This window comes from Sphingobium sp. LF-16 (assembly GCF_003711185.1).
Taxonomy (GTDB): domain Bacteria; phylum Pseudomonadota; class Alphaproteobacteria; order Sphingomonadales; family Sphingomonadaceae; genus Sphingobium; species Sphingobium yanoikuyae_A.
Genome location: NZ_CP029335.1, coordinates 4,104,354 through 4,121,479, shown reverse-complemented (window position 1 = coordinate 4,121,479; position 17,126 = coordinate 4,104,354). Strand labels below are relative to the sequence as shown.

19 protein-coding genes are annotated in these 17,126 nt (G+C 58.4%); 12 read left to right on the top strand and 7 right to left on the bottom strand.

The window, feature by feature from the left end:
- Positions 1-184 precede the first annotated feature (184 nt).
- A complete protein-coding gene (locus DIZ22_RS19365; RefSeq protein WP_048938940.1) occupies positions 185-1,249 on the top strand; it encodes a LacI family DNA-binding transcriptional regulator in 1,065 nt (354 codons plus the stop codon).
- Between the two features lie 83 nt (positions 1,250-1,332).
- Here the strand turns inward: DIZ22_RS19365 and DIZ22_RS19360 are convergent, their stop codons facing one another.
- The gene (locus DIZ22_RS19360; protein ID WP_122928615.1) at positions 1,333-2,655 is read right to left on the bottom strand and encodes an acetamidase/formamidase family protein; all 1,323 of its coding nucleotides are present in this window, start codon (positions 2,653-2,655) and stop codon (positions 1,333-1,335) included.
- 710 nt (positions 2,656-3,365) lie between these two features.
- Positions 3,366-3,563, bottom strand: a complete 198-nt coding sequence (locus DIZ22_RS21990) for a hypothetical protein (protein WP_139278834.1) — start codon at positions 3,561-3,563, stop codon at positions 3,366-3,368.
- Positions 3,564-3,654: 91 nt separating this feature from the next.
- On the opposite strand from DIZ22_RS21990, the gene DIZ22_RS21985 reads away from it, so the two are divergent.
- The 4 genes from DIZ22_RS21985 (at position 3,655) to DIZ22_RS19340 (ending at position 6,008) form a co-directional block, all read left to right on the top strand.
- Entirely contained in the window at positions 3,655-4,209 is a 555-nt protein-coding gene (locus DIZ22_RS21985) for a hypothetical protein (RefSeq protein ID WP_164488838.1), read from the top strand.
- Positions 4,206-4,490 carry a BrnA antitoxin family protein gene (locus DIZ22_RS19350; protein ID WP_072895386.1) on the top strand — a complete coding sequence of 95 codons (285 nt, stop codon included), beginning with the start codon at positions 4,206-4,208 and terminating at the stop codon, positions 4,488-4,490. The genes DIZ22_RS21985 and DIZ22_RS19350 overlap by 4 nt, the downstream gene beginning before the upstream one ends.
- Positions 4,491-4,670: 180 nt before the next feature.
- Positions 4,671-5,084: a DUF1905 domain-containing protein gene (locus DIZ22_RS19345; protein WP_235654636.1), complete on the top strand. Its 414-nt coding sequence runs from the start codon at positions 4,671-4,673 to the stop codon at positions 5,082-5,084.
- 282 nt (positions 5,085-5,366) lie between these two features.
- Positions 5,367-6,008 carry a response regulator transcription factor gene (locus tag DIZ22_RS19340; RefSeq protein WP_072895389.1) on the top strand — a complete coding sequence of 214 codons (642 nt, stop codon included), beginning with the start codon at positions 5,367-5,369 and terminating at the stop codon, positions 6,006-6,008.
- 615 nt (positions 6,009-6,623) lie between these two features.
- Here DIZ22_RS19340 and DIZ22_RS19335 read toward each other — a convergent pair.
- The 4 genes from DIZ22_RS19335 to DIZ22_RS19320 all read right to left on the bottom strand — a co-directional run bounded on the left by DIZ22_RS19335 (position 6,624) and on the right by DIZ22_RS19320 (position 9,796).
- Positions 6,624-7,205: a TetR/AcrR family transcriptional regulator gene (locus DIZ22_RS19335; protein ID WP_122928611.1), complete on the bottom strand. Its 582-nt coding sequence runs from the start codon at positions 7,203-7,205 to the stop codon at positions 6,624-6,626.
- Positions 7,202-7,666 carry a DUF1348 family protein gene (locus tag DIZ22_RS19330; RefSeq protein ID WP_122928608.1) on the bottom strand — a complete coding sequence of 155 codons (465 nt, stop codon included), beginning with the start codon at positions 7,664-7,666 and terminating at the stop codon, positions 7,202-7,204. The genes DIZ22_RS19335 and DIZ22_RS19330 overlap by 4 nt, the downstream gene beginning before the upstream one ends.
- Positions 7,667-8,105: 439 nt before the next feature.
- Complete coding sequence (locus DIZ22_RS19325; protein ID WP_122928606.1) at positions 8,106-9,650, bottom strand: cryptochrome/photolyase family protein; 1,545 nt, start codon at positions 9,648-9,650, stop codon at positions 8,106-8,108.
- Between the two features lie 5 nt (positions 9,651-9,655).
- Positions 9,656-9,796, bottom strand: coding sequence for a DUF2256 domain-containing protein (locus tag DIZ22_RS19320; protein ID WP_072895396.1), 141 nt, complete (start codon positions 9,794-9,796; stop codon positions 9,656-9,658).
- Positions 9,797-10,078: 282 nt separating this feature from the next.
- Between DIZ22_RS19320 and DIZ22_RS19315 the strand changes: the two genes are divergently transcribed.
- Genes DIZ22_RS19315 through DIZ22_RS19295 form a run of 5 tightly spaced genes read left to right on the top strand, consistent with a single transcriptional unit; the run spans position 10,079 to position 14,407 of the window.
- The gene (locus tag DIZ22_RS19315; RefSeq protein WP_235654635.1) at positions 10,079-10,315 is read left to right on the top strand and encodes a phosphopantetheine-binding protein; all 237 of its coding nucleotides are present in this window, start codon (positions 10,079-10,081) and stop codon (positions 10,313-10,315) included.
- A complete protein-coding gene (locus DIZ22_RS19310) occupies positions 10,315-11,511 on the top strand; it encodes a beta-ketoacyl-[acyl-carrier-protein] synthase family protein (RefSeq protein WP_072895399.1) in 1,197 nt (398 codons plus the stop codon). Before DIZ22_RS19315 ends, DIZ22_RS19310 begins: the two co-directional genes overlap by 1 nt.
- Positions 11,508-12,587: a type III polyketide synthase gene (locus tag DIZ22_RS19305; protein WP_072895402.1), complete on the top strand. Its 1,080-nt coding sequence runs from the start codon at positions 11,508-11,510 to the stop codon at positions 12,585-12,587. Before DIZ22_RS19310 ends, DIZ22_RS19305 begins: the two co-directional genes overlap by 4 nt.
- A 3-nt stretch (positions 12,588-12,590) precedes the next feature.
- Positions 12,591-13,292 (top strand): methyltransferase domain-containing protein, encoded by a 702-nt coding sequence (locus DIZ22_RS19300; RefSeq protein WP_072895405.1) that lies wholly within the window; start codon positions 12,591-12,593, stop codon positions 13,290-13,292.
- On the top strand, positions 13,289-14,407 hold the full coding sequence (locus DIZ22_RS19295; RefSeq protein WP_122928858.1) for an NAD(P)-binding protein: 1,119 nt from the start codon (positions 13,289-13,291) through the stop codon (positions 14,405-14,407). Before DIZ22_RS19300 ends, DIZ22_RS19295 begins: the two co-directional genes overlap by 4 nt.
- Before the next feature lie 180 nt (positions 14,408-14,587).
- On the opposite strand, the gene DIZ22_RS19290 is transcribed toward DIZ22_RS19295, so the two are convergent.
- The gene (locus DIZ22_RS19290) at positions 14,588-14,995 is read right to left on the bottom strand and encodes an HIRAN domain-containing protein (protein WP_161489728.1); all 408 of its coding nucleotides are present in this window, start codon (positions 14,993-14,995) and stop codon (positions 14,588-14,590) included.
- Positions 14,996-15,704: 709 nt separating this feature from the next.
- Here DIZ22_RS19290 and DIZ22_RS19285 point away from each other — a divergent pair.
- Together DIZ22_RS19285 and DIZ22_RS19280 are read left to right on the top strand one after the other, a co-directional pair.
- Positions 15,705-16,181, top strand: a complete 477-nt coding sequence (locus DIZ22_RS19285; RefSeq protein ID WP_346427737.1) for an RNA polymerase sigma factor — start codon at positions 15,705-15,707, stop codon at positions 16,179-16,181.
- Positions 16,165-17,103 (top strand): FecR domain-containing protein, encoded by a 939-nt coding sequence (locus DIZ22_RS19280; protein ID WP_122928602.1) that lies wholly within the window; start codon positions 16,165-16,167, stop codon positions 17,101-17,103. Before DIZ22_RS19285 ends, DIZ22_RS19280 begins: the two co-directional genes overlap by 17 nt.
- Positions 17,104-17,126 lie beyond the last annotated feature (23 nt).

Genomic DNA, 17,126 nt, shown 5'->3' with positions numbered 1-17,126 from the left:
CCCTTCTTTCTTGCAATGACCAGTTGGAGCCTTGACCTGCTCCGCCGTAAATTGCTCGACACGCCTTAGTTAGCGCTATCATTGATGGCCGTGAATTATGCTTCTCCAACCCGCGCGTCAAGTCAAATAGATAGGCATGATGGTAGCGCGTGACAGAAGCGATCTGGCAGCATAGCGTCCGACCATGAATAGCAATGCTTCGTTCAACAATGGCCATGAGCCGACCATTTCTGACGTGGCGGATCGCGCCGGCGTTTCGATCCGCACGGTTTCGCGCGTCCTCAACAATTCGCCGCGCGTCAGCGACGACACCCGCGAGCGCATCGAGCAGGCTATTTCCGCCTTGAATTTCAGGCCAAGCCTGCGCGCAAGGGCGTTGGCCAAGGGTCGATCCTTCCTGATCGGCATCGTCCATAATGATCGCAACGCTCTGGTTCTCGACACCGTGCAACGGGGCGTTGGACGAGAAGCGACACGGCGCGGCTATGAGGTCATCTGCCATTCGACGCCACTGGAAGAAGAAGGCGCGATCGAGGATGTGCTTGCCTTTGCCCGCAGGTCTCGCATCGATGGCCTGATCGTGCTGCCCCCCGTGTCCGGGATCATCGGCTTGCCTCAGGCCCTGCAAGCCGAACAGGTTGCCGCCGTGGCGCTCTCGGCCGTGCCGATCGATGGCTATGGCAGCGTCATATTGTCCCGCGAAGCCGATGCGGCCGGTGCGGTCGCGGATTATCTGGTTGCACTCGGCCACCAGCGAATCGCGATGGTCACCGGCCCCCAGTCGATGATATCCGCCATCGAACGACGTCGTGGTTTTATCGAAGCGCTCGACCGGAACAGAGTTGCCTTGCTTCATGAAATCGAGGGGAATTACAGCCTCGCCTCCGGCGTCGCAGCCGCCGAGCAGCTTCTATCCCTTTCGCCGCTGCCCACAGCCATTTTTGCCGCCAACGACATCATGGCAGCGGGCGTGCTGAAGGTCGCTTCGGAACTTCGCATCGCCGTACCAAGCCCGCTTTCCGTCGTCGGGTTTGACGGCAGTCTGGTTGCCGAATTGCTAACCCCCGCGCTGACCACCGTAGCGCGACCATTTGGCGAAATGGCCGAGATCGCAACCCACCAACTGATCGATCTTGTCGAAGGTCTACCTTTGCCGCAGGTAGCACCGCCCCCACTCCGATTAGTGATCGCTCAGTCAACTACTGCCGCTCTAATAGGAGACCGTCAGCAGTTCGGAATGACAAATTAGAAGCAGAGCGTCCACAAAGGGTCGACAGCGGAGATGGCCGCTGCGCTCCCCAAGCTGCGAAGGCAATTATGCACCGTGGCTCGCTAAAAATCCGTTTCTGCAGCTGGTTGTTTTCGAGCCGGAAGCAAGGCCTTGTCGATGCGCGCTGCCACGCCGACACTTCGGCCCGCGAGGTTCGGGATTGAATAGCGCACCGCGCTGCCGAGCACCTTTGCCGCGTCGGACAGGCTCAACCCATAATCCTGCTGCAGCCATTGTATCAAACCTGTGGTTGCGGCCCTCGTGGCTTCGTCGAGCGAGCCGGCCTGCCCCAACGCCATGATCGCATCAGGCGATTCAATCCTGGGCATCATGATGGCGCTTCCCTTGATGATTTCGACCGAGAATTCGACGTCCATCGACGTTTCGAGCGCATATTGGGAGGTTTCGCCGTCCCCTTGGAGCGCGTGTGCGTCCCCCAGATACAGCAACGCGCCGGGTTGCTGGACTGGCAAAAAGACGGTGTTGCCCGCAACCACCTCGGGAAAGTCCATGTTGCCGCCTGCACGACCGGTATCCCCTGTCGATAGTGGAGGAGAAGCAAAGCCACTCGCCAGGCCGACGCCGCCGAGCATTGGTCGCAATGGGACGCGATAGTCTTTCAATCGATCTCCAGGCTCCTCGAGCGTTGCAAATCCGCTCTCCCGATCAAGGCGCCATCGCACTGGCCGGCCAAGATCGGACGCTTTTGCACTCAAGCCCGCCCCCAGTACGCGTGTCACGATCGTGTCGAGGCTATCTGCCCAATCTCGATTGGGCGTCAGCTTGCGGATGTGTATCGCGAGCGTGTCGCCTTGCTGTGCTCCCGCAACAAAGAAGGGGCCGGTCTGCGGATTGCCGAACAATGCGCGCGTGACGCCATTTGCATCAATGCCGCCGGAATCGATTGTCGAAGTTCGAACGATATCGCCAGGCCATATCGTCAGGACCGGATCGCGCTCAGCCGAGAAGCTGTTGGCGAAGGATTGAGGGGCATAGTCTATCACGCGCGGCTGAGCCGTCGGACGCTCGGGCACTGGTCGGGCGGAGAAGGCAAATGCCTGCCGCCTATCCGGGAAATTATTATCAGGGTAATTGGCGGTACCAGACAGCCGGCCTTTTTCGAGACGCGCCTCGAACCGATATTCGGCTCCGCGCTTGTCGGTCACCGAAAAATGCAAAGCCTCGCCAGCAATCGTCCCTGCTACACGATCGCCGTCCCAGTCGCCGGAAACCGCATCCTGCAGGATCGACAGGTTGAGTGTCGAATACTCCGGATTTCCCCATCGATCGACCACCAACACCCACTGGCCATTCATCTTGGGCGAGGCTGACGCCACCGACGTCAGCATGCACAACGCGCCAGCGGCTATCACGGTACGCAACATAGGCCCTCCTCATCAATTGACTACAGATGTAGTTAATTGATGAGCGCTGGCAATGCTGTTGGTCGAAAAGGTGGTTATGGAAAGGCGGTCGACGTCCATCTCCTTCTTGACGCTCACAATCCACATGGTCACCATCAGCCATATGATCGAGAACAACGCAAAAAAGCGGACCGACGGGAAATGATAGACGACAAATCGCGGCCGAATGGCCGCAAAGGGTCGATAGACTGCGCTTCCTTCTATTCTGAGCAGGTCAGGCCAGCTTGGCAAAGGCGAAGAACATGCCTGCGGCAAGATGTTTATGGTGCTGTCCATCGAATTGGGTAGATGTCGCTATTCATCTCGCAGCCCGAACCCTCTGGGAATGGAGGAAAGCTGGTAAGGGAAAAGCGGACAAGCGTCTTTGGCAGCATCCTTCTCGCGCTGACGGGGCAAGCGGCTATTGCTCAAGTCCCAACTAGTCTTTCTGACCTCGTTGGTTCCCGGGCTGCTAGCGGCGAAACTCAGATGAAAGCGCGGGGCTACGATTTCGTGAAGGTCGAGAAGGGCGATGACCGAAGCTACACGACATGGTGGAATCTCGACAAGCAGCGACTCCGGTGCATGTCAACCGCATGCTTCAGCGTATGCGAAAGGAGGGCCCCACCTGCCTTCCAGATGAAACTCCCTCATCTTCAATCATTTGCCATGATCTTTCGACAACCGCCGAATCAGCTCTCGCCTTTTTCAGAAATTAGCCGCCGTCGGCGCAGTTCGATAAGAGCACCTTGCTGGCGCGGGGTTGGAAAATCCCTGTCTGCCATGTTCTCGATTTCCAGAAAAAGCGCTTCATCACTGGCAAAAATGGCTTCCGCTTCCGCGAAAACATAATCCTGTGCGTAATATTTCCGTCTGCCGTTGTTTACCAATTTACCTTCTCTCTGCTTCTTAAAGCAGAGCGCGCATAGTTTGTTGGAGTTGGACCGTTCAATAACATTAGTTAGTCTGAAGCGTTTAATTGTGATTCATCTCAATAATGTGCATCAGGGGCGAACGCTTTGGCCTGCGGTTCCTGGCAGAAAAATCTCGATGAATACGGGCCGATCGTCACGCAATTGCTTTGGTGCCCCAAGACAGATTTGTGCGCCGATCGGCGCAACGGCGTTGCAGAAGGCTGTAAAGGCCAGCGGCCGACGATCCGATCATCATGGCTGCCAGAAGCGTGGCTTCAATCTTGAGGACCAGGGTCGATCCATCACGGTCATTTTTGACGTCAGGTTTCAATTATCTGCCTTAAAAATACCCCACCGACGCCGGCGGGGTGTCGTCCTGAATATCAGAGGAAAGAGAAGATCGAGGCCCCTCACGCATTTGTTCCGGATCTTATCGCATCAAACCCACGAGAGCGGCGAACAACGCCCCGCACAGGATGCCCAGCGCCAAGACGGACGCTTTGCCGCCATCGGTGAGATGAACGGCGCGATCACGGTGATTTTCGCTGTGCTGGACACCGAAGGCGTCTCGATCATCTCTGCCCGCCCGGCCAGCATTACGGAACGCAGGCTCCTGCCATGACCGACCCAAAACATGCCGCTCCCGGATACACCCAGGCCGATATGGATGCGGTCAGCAATAACCGTGAATGGACAGCCGATGACTTCGCGAGGGCAAAGCCTTTCGCTGAGGCCTTCCCGGACCTCGCAAAGACAATTCGCGTACGCGGTCCGCAGAGGACCCCGAAAAAGGTCAGCACGCTGTGCCTTTCGCCCGAGGTGATCGAGCATTTCAAATCGGGCGGTCCCGGTTGGCAGTCGCGGATCGATGCAGCCCTCAAAGATTGGGTGGCTGCGCACTGACGCCGATTGACCCCATCCTTTTGGCAGGGCGATGGCAAGCTGTCGATCCGCTGCTGGGGAGAAATCGGTTACTGAGCGACCGGCGGGGGGCGACTGCAGCACCCAACGAAAGAGAACGTAGACGAAACGATAGCGCAAGATCGGGTTGCATCAAACAAGCGCACAGCCAATGATCGAGTGGTGCAAACGAACGATGGCCCAACAGACCCCGAGCTGATCCGCTTCCTGCGCGAGGAACTGGGCGGGGACGTCTCACCCGACGAAACAGCTTGGGAGCATGCCGGTCCTATCTGGTTGTGGCGCGGGGAAGGCAAGGATGGCCAGCCGTCATCGATGTCGTGGCATTTTCTGACGATCGACGGCTACGTCGCGGAAGCCATCCGTGTAGCATCGTCTGGTCACTCAGCGGCTTGGGGATCAGTCTATGTAGAGGCTGCCATCGGCAAAACATGCTGGCGCACATCGGTTTTTCCGAGCAAGGCCCGCCAAGGCTACATGCTACCCATCAAGGCGAGCGTGAGAAAAGCAGAAAAGCTGGCCGAAGGCGACTTGATCACGGTACGCATTACCCTATCCAAGGGACCATCACGCTAGAAATGAGCGCTCGACCTGAGGGAAGTTGGTCGCGAGCCGCCGGAAAAACGGAAGATCTGCGCCTGAGGAGCCGAACTCTGTCTCTGAAAGTATGATTTGGGTCGGCGGTAGACGCCGATTTCAATCTTAGCTTCAGAATCAATGACGGAGAGCAGGGAAGAAAAATGCTCAGTCCGCCTGTGATTTTAGGAGATTGCAGCGAGTCTAAAGCGAATTTACCATCCAGAGCATGGCGGCCGTTCGAGGGCAATCGATTGGGCCCGCCTGGGAGAGTTCGTTACGATGATTGACCGCGCTAAGGTATTGGTGATCGACGATAGCATAGAGATGCGAAACGTCCTGTGCCGGCTTCTGCGGAAAGATTCCCGCTTCGAAGTTGTCGAAGAAGGAGTAGATTGCGTACATGGTGTTGCTATGGCGCGCGATTACGCCCCCGACATCGCTATTCTTGATTGCCCTCCCCCTTTGAAGAATGAGCTGCACTACGCAACGCAATTGAGACAGGTTACTCCCTCCATCTACATCGCGATGTTCACTCTGCAACGTAGCAAAACCACAATTGCCAGCGCCCTGAGTGCAGGCTGCAAAGCGTATTTCTCAAAAATTGAAGGGCCGTCGGTTTGGCAGCAGGCGATGGACCATGCCCTTAAAGGCGAACCCTTCTTTTCAGGAGAAGCGAGCGAGTTCCTGGTCGAGCACGTGCTGGACGAAAGCGTAATCCCGCTGCGGCGGCTTACCCCGCGACAGCGTCAGATTGTTCAGCAGATCGCTGAAGGGCGGCGAAACACGGAAATCGCTGAAGTTTTGGGCATGAGCGTCAAAACCGTGGAGGCACATCGCCTGGAAGCGATGAAACGCCTCGACTTACGAAATGTGGCAGACCTTGTTCGATATGCGATTCGCAATTCCATCATTGAACCATGATCAACGCTAGCTCACCGAAATTCCGTCCCTCAGGGCAGTAGAAAGCTGAGTGTAGAAGGCTTCCTGGACATGTAGCAGCTAAGGGATCAGCCGCCGTCGCTTCAGCTCCATTAAAGCGCCTTTTTGCCGTGGGGTTAGGCACTCCCAGCCAGTAACCCCAGTCAGCTCAAAAAACAAAACATCGGCGCTATACAAAATGGCTTCAGCTTCGGCGTAAATATAATCTCGAAGATCATATCTTCTGCGCTTTTCGCCGTGCACCATTATCTCCTTCATCGACTACAGGGAGAGGCTAAGCCGCTCGTCGACGCAATGAGATCGGGAATTATACTTAATTTGGATTAATTTTTCGCCGAGGCTCACGCCATTGACGTAATCGCGACGGCATGCCTTTTGCCTTCAATAGCTGACCTCCCTCTCTCGGAGACTCTCACCCGGCCGCCAATTGGCCGAAATGGGTCGACTTCGGAACTGGAAACCGGACCTGCAAACCGTAATGATACTGATCTGCAGTCGGCTGGTTTGGGCGTTAATGTTTGAATATTTAGGCTACCTGGCAGACAATATCAGGAAATTTGAAACGAACCGCCCGAATGTCGGGCAACTTCGAGAATCTCAGCCGTAGCGGACGATCGCATCGAGCAAGATCGACCGGAGGCGATGAACGATCCGCTGAAAGCTCGCGTCATCACCAAGCGCCCGCGCCAGGACGATTGCACCCTGTATACCCGATACTGCCTGTTCAGCGAGATCCACGGACATCGCTGGCGGAACCTTTGCCACTTCGAGGCAGTGGGCCAGGGCCGAGATCCATCTAGCGAAATAATCTTTCACCTTCACCGCGAAGGCTTCGCCAGAGGAATTAAGCCCAAGACAACCGACGACGCATACCCGCCTCCCAGAGCGGAAATAGGCGGTCACGTCGTCGAACATGGCCGTGACAGCCGCAGCTGGATCAGAAACACTCTCGAGCGGCGAGAAAATCGCGTCAGCGAACCAACCGTCGATGTTCTCAAGGACCGCCTCCATCATCTCTTCCTTGCCGCGGGGGAAGAAGTTGTAGAGGCTCCCTTTACCAAGGCCCGTTGCCTTCGACAAAGAGGCCAAGGTCGCGCCCTCGAAGCCATGCTCGCGGAATGCTTCTGCCAACGCCGGCAGCGCACTTTCACGATCAGTGAGGGCGCGCTTGGTACTCAAAGCCCGAGGTCGCTCAGCGAAGCGTGGTCATCGGGACGGCGGCCGAGGGGCCAGAAGAACAGCCGCTCCGATTCCTTGATCGGCATTTCGTTGATGCTGGCGTGGCGGTTCGACATGAGTCCGTCTTCGGCAAAGAGCCAGTTTTCGTTTCCGTAGGCGCGGAACCACTGCCCGGCGTCATCCCGATACTCGTAGGCATAGCGCACGGCAATACGGTTGCCGGTGAACGCCCACAGCTCCTTGATAAGCCGGTATTCGTGTTCCTTGTTCCACTTGCGCTCAAGGAAGGCCTGCGCCTCCTGACGACTGGTTGCGAACTCGACGCGATTACGCCAGCGGGTGTGGAGGGTGTAGGCCAGAGCCAACTTGGCGGCGTCGCGGGTGTTCCAGCCATCTTCGGCCAGACGGACCTTCTCGACAGCGCTTTCGTGGGTGAACGGGGGCAGAGGGGGACGGGACATTTGATTTCCTTTCGGGATGTGAATGGTCTTGCCAAGCGCCAGGGCCGCAATTGCCGCAGCAGGAAGGGCAGCTATGAAGTGTGGCGTTCACTCGACTCCCCTTTTGAAGTTTTGACTTGTACCTATCGGTACAATCTTTGACCTTTCGGTACAAGTCATTTTTCTCGCGGTAAATCGGCATCCGGTCCATCGCCCCGAAAACGCTGCATTTTCAGATTTTGCGGTGTGGAAAGCGTGCGCCGAATGTGGTCGACACCGGACGGCATACGCCGCGATTCAGGGCTCAAGCCTATGATCAGTGGGGACGATGACAGACCCTCAGTTGGGGCAATGGCCCCGCAAACGGGGCACATTCATTAGAAACCGGCCGGCCACAGTGATTTGCTACGCGCCACCAACGAACCCCTGCTCGTGAAAGGCTGCGCCATCATCCGTTAACTCAATATGACTCTTCGCCCTCGAGATCGAGCCGGCGAAAAAAGGCGGCCGCCTGCTCCAAGGTCGCATGCTGGTCCTGATCTGATTGCCGATCCCAGTTGCGGTACGGCATCGCCAGTCTTCGATTGCCGCCGAGTTTATCTCGATGGCGGATGAGGAAATCCCAATAGAGCGCGTTGAACGGGCATGCATCGTACCCGATCCGCTCCTTGACGTTATATCGACAGTTGCCGCAGTAATCTGACATTCGGTTGATGTACGCGCCCGACGAAATATAAGGTTTTGATCCGAGAAGCCCGCCATCGCCGAATTGGCTCATACCCAATGTATTAGGCAGCTCAACCCACTCATAGGCATCGATATAAACTTCAAGGTACCACAGGTGGACCTGCCGGGGATCGGCGCCGATCAGCAACGCGAAATTGCCCGTCACCATCAACCGCTGGATATGATGTGCATGCGCGGTCGCGAGCGTCTGTCCAATCGTTTCCGACAGGCAATGCATGTCGGTGTCGGCGTTCCAGTACCAGCTCGGAAGTGTCCGGCTGTGCTCCAGGAAATTGCGATCGACATAGCCAGGTCCTTCCCGCCAATAGATGCCGCGCATGTACTCACGCCATCCGATGATCTGGCGGATATAGCCCTCAACCGAATTTAGCGGTGCGGTGCCGCTGCGATGTGCTGCTTCGGCGCGTCGGCACAAGTCGAGAGGATCGAGCAGCCCCGAGTTGATATAGGGTGACAGAATAGAGTGCCAGAGGAACCGCTCACCGGTCAGCATCGCGTCTTCATAGTCGCCGAATTGCGGCAGCGCGTTCGCGAAAAAATTGTCGGCTTGTCGCTGCGCATCTGCGGCGGTCACAGCATAGTCGAAAGCTTGAAGATCGCCAGGATGGTCTGCGAACCGATCGTTCACCAGCCCGATGACGTCGCGGGTGATCTGGTCCGGCTTGAAACGGAGCGGGCGCGGCATCAGCAGGTCGGCCTGAGCAGGCTTGCGATTGTCCTTATCGAAATTCCAGCGCTCTCCAACCGGCTTGCCATCGTCCATCAACAGACCGGTCTTCCGGCGCATTTCTCGATAGAAAAATTCCATTTTAAGGTCGCGCCGGCCGGTCGCCCATGCATCGAACTCGCCGTGCGAGCATATGAAGCGTGTATCCGGACAAATATCGACTGGCAGACCGAACAGCGTCTGCCAGCTTTCTAGCATGGCGGCCACGCGCCATTCACCCGCTTCGGTGACGACGATCCGTTCAACCCGGTGCCGCTGGATCGCGCGCGCAATCTCACCGGTAAAATTGCCGCTGTTTTCAGGGTCGTCCAATCGCACATAGTCGACGCGCCAGCCAGCGGCCTCGAGCGCTAGAACATGATGCCGCATCGCGGACAAGATATAGGCGAGCTTAATTTTGTGGTGCCGGACATATGTCGTCTCTTCTACGACCTCCATCATAAGTATGACGGCATCGCCGGGCACTACCGCACGCAGCGAAGACAGATTGAGCGACAGTTGATCGCCCAACACGGGAATGAGCGTTGTCATAACCGCTACTTTTCCCCCAAGCAGCGGCAGCGCTGTGAACAGAATTTAACCTCATCCCAATCGCGGGCCCACTTCTTGCGCCACGCGAACGGACGCTGGCAGGAGATGCATATTTTGGTGGGCAAGGTCGACTTGTGATGGGGCATGTCACGCAAACGCACCACAAGCCGATCGGAGCCAATTCGCAATCGGGCGGTAACTTGCATTGGCGAGCGCCGGATTGGCAGCTTTCCGCCCCACACGGCGGGACAGTCGGAATTTTTCGGTCTCTTCATCTTAAGCGAAAATCGAGCGCTTTGCGACTGCCAAGGATTCTTGTTCGCCGATTTGGTCAAGCTGACTTATCTACTGCGCGAGATGCGCTTGACGGGCCGGTCTTCCATCCGCAAGTTGCACGGCGACAGGGGTGTCCGGCGGAGAGCAATTGAATGTCGATCAGCCCAGATGCCATCCTCGACATCTTCGAGACCGAGACCGGCCTCCCTCGCGACAAACTCCGCCCTGAAGCGACCTTGGCAGAACTCGACATTGCCTCGCTCGACCTTGTCAGCATTGCCTTCGAAGTCGAAGATAAATTGGGGGTCGAGATAAGAACGGACGACCTCAAGCCCGACATGACCGTCGGCGCGCTGATCGAGCAGATCCAGCTTCTGCGTTCGGCCTGATGGGAGAAGCTGTCGTCCTCACCGGCATGGGCTGTATCAGCGGCCTGGGTGTCGGAGTGGCGAGAAACTGGTCGCGAACGCTCGCCGGAGAGAGCGCGATCCGACCGATCGAACGGAATGGAATTACCGGCGTAGCTGCTTGGATCGCGACACAGGACAAGCCAGATCCAGCAGTCTGGCGCCGTTTCGGACGGCTCGATCCACTGTCGCTATTTGCGTTGGTTGCCGCAACGGAAGCCGTGGCACAGGCAGGCCTTGAAGGCCATTGTGTGCTGGAGGACCGAACGGCCATCCTGCTGGGCTGTGGCAGCGGCGGCAACGCAACGATCGACGAGGCATATGAGCGCCTCTATGCCCATCAGTCAAAGGTCCATCCCCAGACCATCCCGTCCTCAATGATCTCCGCGCCGGCGTCTCATGTGGCGATGGCGCTGGGCGTGCATGGCCCGACCTTCGTCCTGGGCAGTGCCTGCGCCTCATCCGCCCATGCCATTGGAGAAGCAATGCACATGATCCGTTCTGGTCGGGTGGACGTTGCCATAGCGGGGGGAACCGAAGCTTGTCTGACGCCAGGATCATGGACGGCATGGTCGGCGCTCGGCGTGCTGGCATCCGACACATGCCGCCCTTTCTCCCGCGATCGGCGCGGCATGGTGCTGGGAGAGGGAGCCGCAATATTGGTGCTGGAAAGCGAAGCGCATGCCCGGTCGCGAGGCGCAACGATCTTTGGCGAATTGGTCGGCTATGGCGCCAGCAGTGATGCCGCCCATATCACAGCACCCGACCGCGAGGGCATCATACGCGCTATCCGGGCTGCATATGCGGATGCAGATGTCGATCCCGCTTCGCCTGCGCTGATCTCTACCCATGGCACGGGAACGCTGCTCAACGATGCGTCAGAGGCACAAGCGTTGCACGCCTTCTATGGCGCTGGCCTCAAAGCGCATCGTGCCGTAGCGACCAAATCCAGTCATGGTCATATGATTGGAGCGACCGGCGCGATGGAATTCCTGCTTGGAATGGTGGCGCTTCGCGAGGGATGGGTTCCCCCTGTCCTCCATCATCTAGGCCCAGACGATAGCTGCGACATGGTGCCATTGGCATTGGAAGCGGAGAAGATCGGCCAGCGGCTGCTCGTGTCGAACAGTTTCGCCTTCGGCGGCCTCAACGCGGTGCTCATCGGACGATTGGCATGACGGCGGTTGCACACATCAACGCCATCGGCACTGCCAAGCCGCCGCACGAGGTCCATGACGCCTTCGTTCGTTTCGTTGCAGGTCGCATAGAAGCCCCCAAGACGCGACGGCTGTTCGAACGCATGGTGGAGCGTGCAGGCATAGAACAGCGTTTCTCCTATCTCGAGCCCGTCACGCTCGATGATGGAACGATCACGGATAGCGACGGCTTTTACGGTCCCGAGGAATGGCCCGGCACAGACGCGCGCATGGCTCGCTACGAGCGCGACGCTCCGCGTCTTGGCCTGGCCGCCATCAGCGCCTTGGGTGATGCGCTTGACCCTGGCTCGGTGACCCATCTGGTGGTCGCCTCCTGTACCGGCTTCATGGCCCCGGGCCTTGATCAGCGGATCGCTGCGGCGCTCGGTCTCCACCCTGGTGTGGAGCGGACCGTGGTGGGCTTCATGGGGTGCTATGCCGCCGTCAATTCGTTGCGGCTGGCACATCATATCGTTCGCTCGGAGCCGGCTGCGCGCGTACTCGTGCTGACGCTGGAATTGTGTACGCTACATTTCCAGAAGACACTCGATCTGGAGCGGCTTTTAGCGATGCTGCTGTTCGGCGATGGCGCAGCTGTCGCGCTCGTGAGTGCCAAGCCTCATGGCCTTGCGCTTGATGATTTTCGTGCAACTACCTTGCCCGGCTCAGCAGAAGCAATCCAGTGGACGATCCGCAATCAGGGTTTCGACATGCACCTGGGCGGCGAGGTCCCGGGGCATATCGGGAATGCGTTGCGGCAGGAGATGAAGCGGAACGACGCCGATGGGCTTCTAAGGGGACAAAAAGATTATGATCTCTGGGCCGTTCATGCCGGTGGCCGATCCATCCTCGATGCGGTGGAGCAGGCACTGGAACTGTCGCCCGATGCACTGGACGCCTCGCGCACGATTTTGCGGGAGCAGGGCAACATGTCTTCCGCCACATTGATGTTCGTGCTGGCGCGCATGCTGGCAGAGCAAGGGGACGCGCGCGGCATCGCCATGGCATTTGGACCAGGATTGGCCGCCGAGAGCTTCCGCTTCACGCGGCTTGGTTGATCCATGGTCGACCTCTCCGCGCGATCTGGTCAACTGGAGTGGATGGACGGTGATAATGTGCCGGCAGAGCAGTTCGCCGCTTGTCTCACCGATCTGGCCAGAGTCAACACTGTCACCCTCGCCCGGCCGCCGACGCTAGGTTTCGTGGCGCAGGCGCTGGAAAAGACGTCGCCGGGTCATGTCCTGACACTGGTGGATATAGGCTATGGCGCGGGAGACATGCTGCGCGCCATTCGCCGCCTGGCCGAGAGCAAGAGACGGGCGATCCGCCTGATCGGCATCGACATCAACCCGCGTAGCCTGCCCGCTGCCCGGACCGACACGCCAGCGGAAATGGCGATCGAATATCGAACCGGCGACGCGATGGCGATGGATGAGCCGATCGACCTCATCATCAGTTCGCTCGTCACGCACCATATGAGCAATGAGGAAATCATATGCTTCCTTCGCTGGATGGAAAATCGAGCGCGGGTCGGCTGGTTCGTGAACGACCTGCATCGCCATGCGCTGCCTTATCATGGCTTTCGCCTGCTTTCGGCGGCAATGCGCTGGCATGCCTTCGTACGACATGACGGGCCACTATCCATCGCCCGCTCTTTTCGTCACGAGGATTGGCTGGGGTTGCTGGAGCAGGCAGATCTTGCAGACAAGGCCACGCTCCGCTGGCATTTCCCTTTCCGGTATTGCGTGTCGCGCTGGCAGTGAAGGCAGATGCGCTGATCGTGGGCGGCGGACTGTCCGGGGCTGCAGCGGCAATCTGCATCGCTCGGGCGGGCCGATCCGTCCATCTACTGGAATCGCAGGAGGGCATTCACCACAAGGCGTGCGGCGAATTTCTGTCCATAGAGGCGCAACAGCATCTGCAGCATATCGGCCTCGACCTCGACGTTCTGGGCGCCTCCCAAGTGCGCTTCATGCGGCTGGTGACGAACGGCGGGATAGCCGAGGCCCGTCTTCCGTTCGTGGCGCGAGGCCTTAGCCGGTCGCGGTTGGACGAGGCGCTGATCGACATGGCTGCCAAGTCCGGGGCATATATAGAGCGGCCGGTCCGGGCGCTTGATCTTCTGCCGGGCGGCATACGCACGAATGTTGGCGAGCGGCACGGTCGTGCCATTTTGCTGGCGACCGGCAAGATCAGTCTGCGCACCTTGCCAAAGATGGTGCCCGAAAATGCGCATGTTGGTTTCAAGATGCACTGGCGCCTGCCTGGAGCCGCGCTCGCCCGACTTGAAGAGTTGATCGAATTGACACTCTTCCCCGATGGCTATGCAGGTCTCCAATTGGTGGAGGGTGGCATCGCGAACCTCTGCCTTGTCCTGCGGCGGGAACGACTGACGGCGCTGGGCGGAAGATGGGAGGATGTTCTGGCAATGATCGCGCCGCTTTCGCCAGGCCTTCGCGCGGTTGCCGATGGGGAGCCTTTACTCGCCCGACCTGTAACCATCGCCAATCTACCCTATGGCCGCATTCACGCATCAGACGATGCTGAAGACATTTATCGGGTGGGTGACCAGGCCGCAATGACGGCCTCGCTCACAGGTGATGGTATGGCCATCGCATTACGCAGCGGCTGGCTTGCGGCGCAATCCATTCTCGCAGGACAGCCCGCGCCAATCTATCATGAAAGGCTGCGGGCGATGGTCGGGCCGCAGATTCGGCGAGGTATGGTCTTGCAACGTCTTGCCGAAAAACACTGGTTATCTGGTGCGGCCGTTGGCGTGCTTCGTGCGTGCCCCGCCCTGTTACGCTGGATGGTCAAAGTGACCCGTTTGCCAGAAGCGAAGGCTGATGCGACGCTTCGGTCTCACCGTCAATTGTAAGAGGATGATTAAACCGTAAGAGGATGATTAAACCGTAAGAGGATGATTAAACCGGTAGTGAAGCCCTAATGTCGGCAGGACAATGCTACGTCTGCCGACGATCGCTTTCGGACATCCGGTTTTCACCCATCAGTCTGATCAAGCGGCTTTCGTAGCGCCCCGCCGTCGCGCCATCATTCATCACTCGAACAATCGACCTGTTCGCTGATAAAACCAATCCAGGATGACCGTACGCTTCGGCGGCTCGCCATGTATGGACGTGATCAAAGCGTACAGCGTATAGCCTCTGGGCGGCATCGCTCCGGCGACCCAGCTTCCCAGCGGCAAATAGCCTATCTGGTGACCTTCCTGGTTCCAGACCATGATCGCGCATGGATTAATCGGGTTACCCGGCTCAGTTATCAATGCGACGCTTTGACCGACCGAGCAGCGCGCGATCGCATCCTGAAAGTAGCTTTCGCCTACTATGGAAATCGGCTTTATATCGTGCGCACTGCGGACATTATGAGCGCTTTTCAATCCCGATCTCCGTTGTTTTCTCTCTCCACCGATGCCTCTCACGGCGGATCGCAGCGTTTTAATGGACATCCTACCTCCCGCCATCGATCGCGCTATTTGAAGGGGCGCGCGGTGATAGGCTCGTGGGGAGATGGCCGACATACTCGAAGATTTCTTGCGTGTCAGCGTGCAGGAAAGATCGCGATGGCGCTTGGGAATGTGGTTCGCCCGTCGCACCAGTCGGATATATAGCTGGCGGGCCTAGCGCGCACGCAGCCAGTCGCAAGAGCCCAGACCGGTGTAGGGTGTTCTTCGCCATTTTGGTCCTTGCCAACAGCGTCAAATCCAAGCGTCGCGCCAATTTGGTCTGCATCATGCCACCGGGAATAATCATCTTTGGCACGGCCCTAATGAATCATGCTTCCAGAGTGCGGCAATCGGGATATGTCCGATAGTTACCGCAATTTATCGGATTATCATCTCCCTTTGCAATTCATTGATCTCACATCAGCGCTTGGAACCTAAAATCCGCTGAAAGAAGCGAAAAAATCCCATCGGGTGGCAGCGAAGGATCGGGATAGTCAGTCAGTTTTTGCGGAGATTGTTCGAGTATGTGCACCTATCGGCGCGTATCCGTTTCTCCGCCACAAAATTGCTTTAACCGTGACGGAAATGCCTCTTCCATGGCTCTTGGCAACGAGAGAGGAGAGAAATTACGGAACGCGACGCGCTTGCCAGATGGGTAGCACGGGAAATTCTGCCCCATGAACGTGACCTGCGGAGCTGGTTGCGGCGGCGTGTGCTTGCGGCGGCCGATGTGGAGGATATTGTGCAGGAATGCTATTGCCGTCTGGCCCAACTGCCTGATGTTGCGCATGTTGCCGTGCCGCGCGCCTATCTTTTCACGGTGGCGCGACACATATTGCAACGACAGGTGGAGCGGGCGCGGGTGGTTCGCATCGAGACTGCGTCCGGCATTGATGGTTGGGAAGAGGAAGGTGATCCTCTGACGCCCGAGCGCTTCGTGCAGGGACGCCAGGAATTGGCCAGGGTACAGGCGGCGCTCGCACAGCTGTCCGATCGTGCCCGCCGTATCTTCATCATGCGCAGGGTCGAGGGCTTGAGCCAGAAGATGATTGCCCAGACGCTGGGCGTCAGCGAAACCATTGTCGAGAATGAGGCGAGCCGCGGCTTGAGAACCATTCTTCGCACATTGACCGAGCCCGAACAGGAACAGCCTTCGAGCAGCGGAGGTGTCCATGCGCGAAAGCATTGACGAGGCAGCTGCCAACTGGGCCATGCGCCATCCCTTGGATGCGCATCAGCAGGCCGCTCTTGACGCATGGCTCGCACAGGACCGGCTCCATGCCGGGGCGCTGCTGCGTGCGCAGGCTGCCCTGGCCCTGGTGGAGGAAGCGCTTGTTGCCGACGCCGGGCCGGAGCACGGCTCCCATTGGACGCGGCGTCGATGGATGGCGGCCGGGGTCGGTGGTGCCATGGCGGCGGCGATTGCAGGCATGGTCGGGTTTTCGCGCTGGACGGGGGAGCATATCGCGACCGAGCGCGGTGAAATTCGGCGTCTTCCGCTCGAGGATGGTTCGGTCGCAACGATCGACAGTGGTAGCGACCTGCGGGTTGCCCTCGACGAGGAAAGCCGGCGCGTCACGCTGGCAAAAGGCCAAGCCTGGTTTCAGGTTGCAAAGGACCGGCGGCGTCCCTTCATCGTCGATGCCGGCATCGCGCAGGCAAGGGCGATCGGCACGGCCTTTTCCGTCAGTCGGACCGAAAATGGCGTGCAGATTGCCGTGACCGAGGGGATCGTGGCAACCTGGGCCCGTAACGGGGCAGGGGCGATGACCATCCTCAAGGCCGGGGATTTTGCGACCTTCGAGCGGGGGGCGCTGGTTCCCGCCACTGGCAATTCACCGCAGGCGATAGAGAGGTCGCTCGCCTGGCGAGCAGGTGAAATCGCGCTCGAAGGGGACACATTGTCTGACGCCATTGCCCGGTTCAACCGCTACAACAAGCAGCAATTGGTGCTGTCCGACCCAAGCCTTGCCAATGAGAAGCTCGTCGGCCTGTTCCGGATCGACAATCCGGCAGGTTTTGCGCGAACCTTGGTCGTTTCCCTCGATATTTCGGTAACGACGACGGCAGAGGAAATTCGCCTTTCGCGAAAAAAGATCGCAGGCCGCTGACGGAAAACCGACCCGCCCGTCTC

Bases quoted from the DNA above. Each gene is read 5' to 3' on its own strand.
- DIZ22_RS19330 (WP_122928608.1), bottom strand. From the start codon at position 7,666: ATGTCCCGTCCCCCTCTGCCCCCGTTCACCCACGAAAGCGCTGTCGAG.
- DIZ22_RS19325 (WP_122928606.1), bottom strand. From the start codon at position 9,650: ATGACAACGCTCATTCCCGTGTTGGGCGATCAACTGTCGCTCAATCTG.
- DIZ22_RS19280 (WP_122928602.1), top strand. From the start codon at position 16,165: ATGCGCGAAAGCATTGACGAGGCAGCTGCCAACTGGGCCATGCGCCAT.
- DIZ22_RS19340 (WP_072895389.1), top strand. From the start codon at position 5,367: ATGATTGACCGCGCTAAGGTATTGGTGATCGACGATAGCATAGAGATG.
- DIZ22_RS19360 (WP_122928615.1), bottom strand. From the start codon at position 2,655: ATGTTGCGTACCGTGATAGCCGCTGGCGCGTTGTGCATGCTGACGTCG.
- DIZ22_RS19320 (WP_072895396.1), bottom strand. From the start codon at position 9,796: ATGCCCCATCACAAGTCGACCTTGCCCACCAAAATATGCATCTCCTGC.
- DIZ22_RS19350 (WP_072895386.1), top strand. From the start codon at position 4,206: ATGACCGACCCAAAACATGCCGCTCCCGGATACACCCAGGCCGATATG.
- DIZ22_RS19365 (WP_048938940.1), top strand. From the start codon at position 185: ATGAATAGCAATGCTTCGTTCAACAATGGCCATGAGCCGACCATTTCT.
- DIZ22_RS19310 (WP_072895399.1), top strand. From the start codon at position 10,315: ATGGGAGAAGCTGTCGTCCTCACCGGCATGGGCTGTATCAGCGGCCTG.
- DIZ22_RS19315 (WP_235654635.1), top strand. From the start codon at position 10,079: ATGTCGATCAGCCCAGATGCCATCCTCGACATCTTCGAGACCGAGACC.
- DIZ22_RS19290 (WP_161489728.1), bottom strand. From the start codon at position 14,995: ATGTCCATTAAAACGCTGCGATCCGCCGTGAGAGGCATCGGTGGAGAG.
- DIZ22_RS19300 (WP_072895405.1), top strand. From the start codon at position 12,591: ATGGTCGACCTCTCCGCGCGATCTGGTCAACTGGAGTGGATGGACGGT.
- DIZ22_RS19305 (WP_072895402.1), top strand. From the start codon at position 11,508: ATGACGGCGGTTGCACACATCAACGCCATCGGCACTGCCAAGCCGCCG.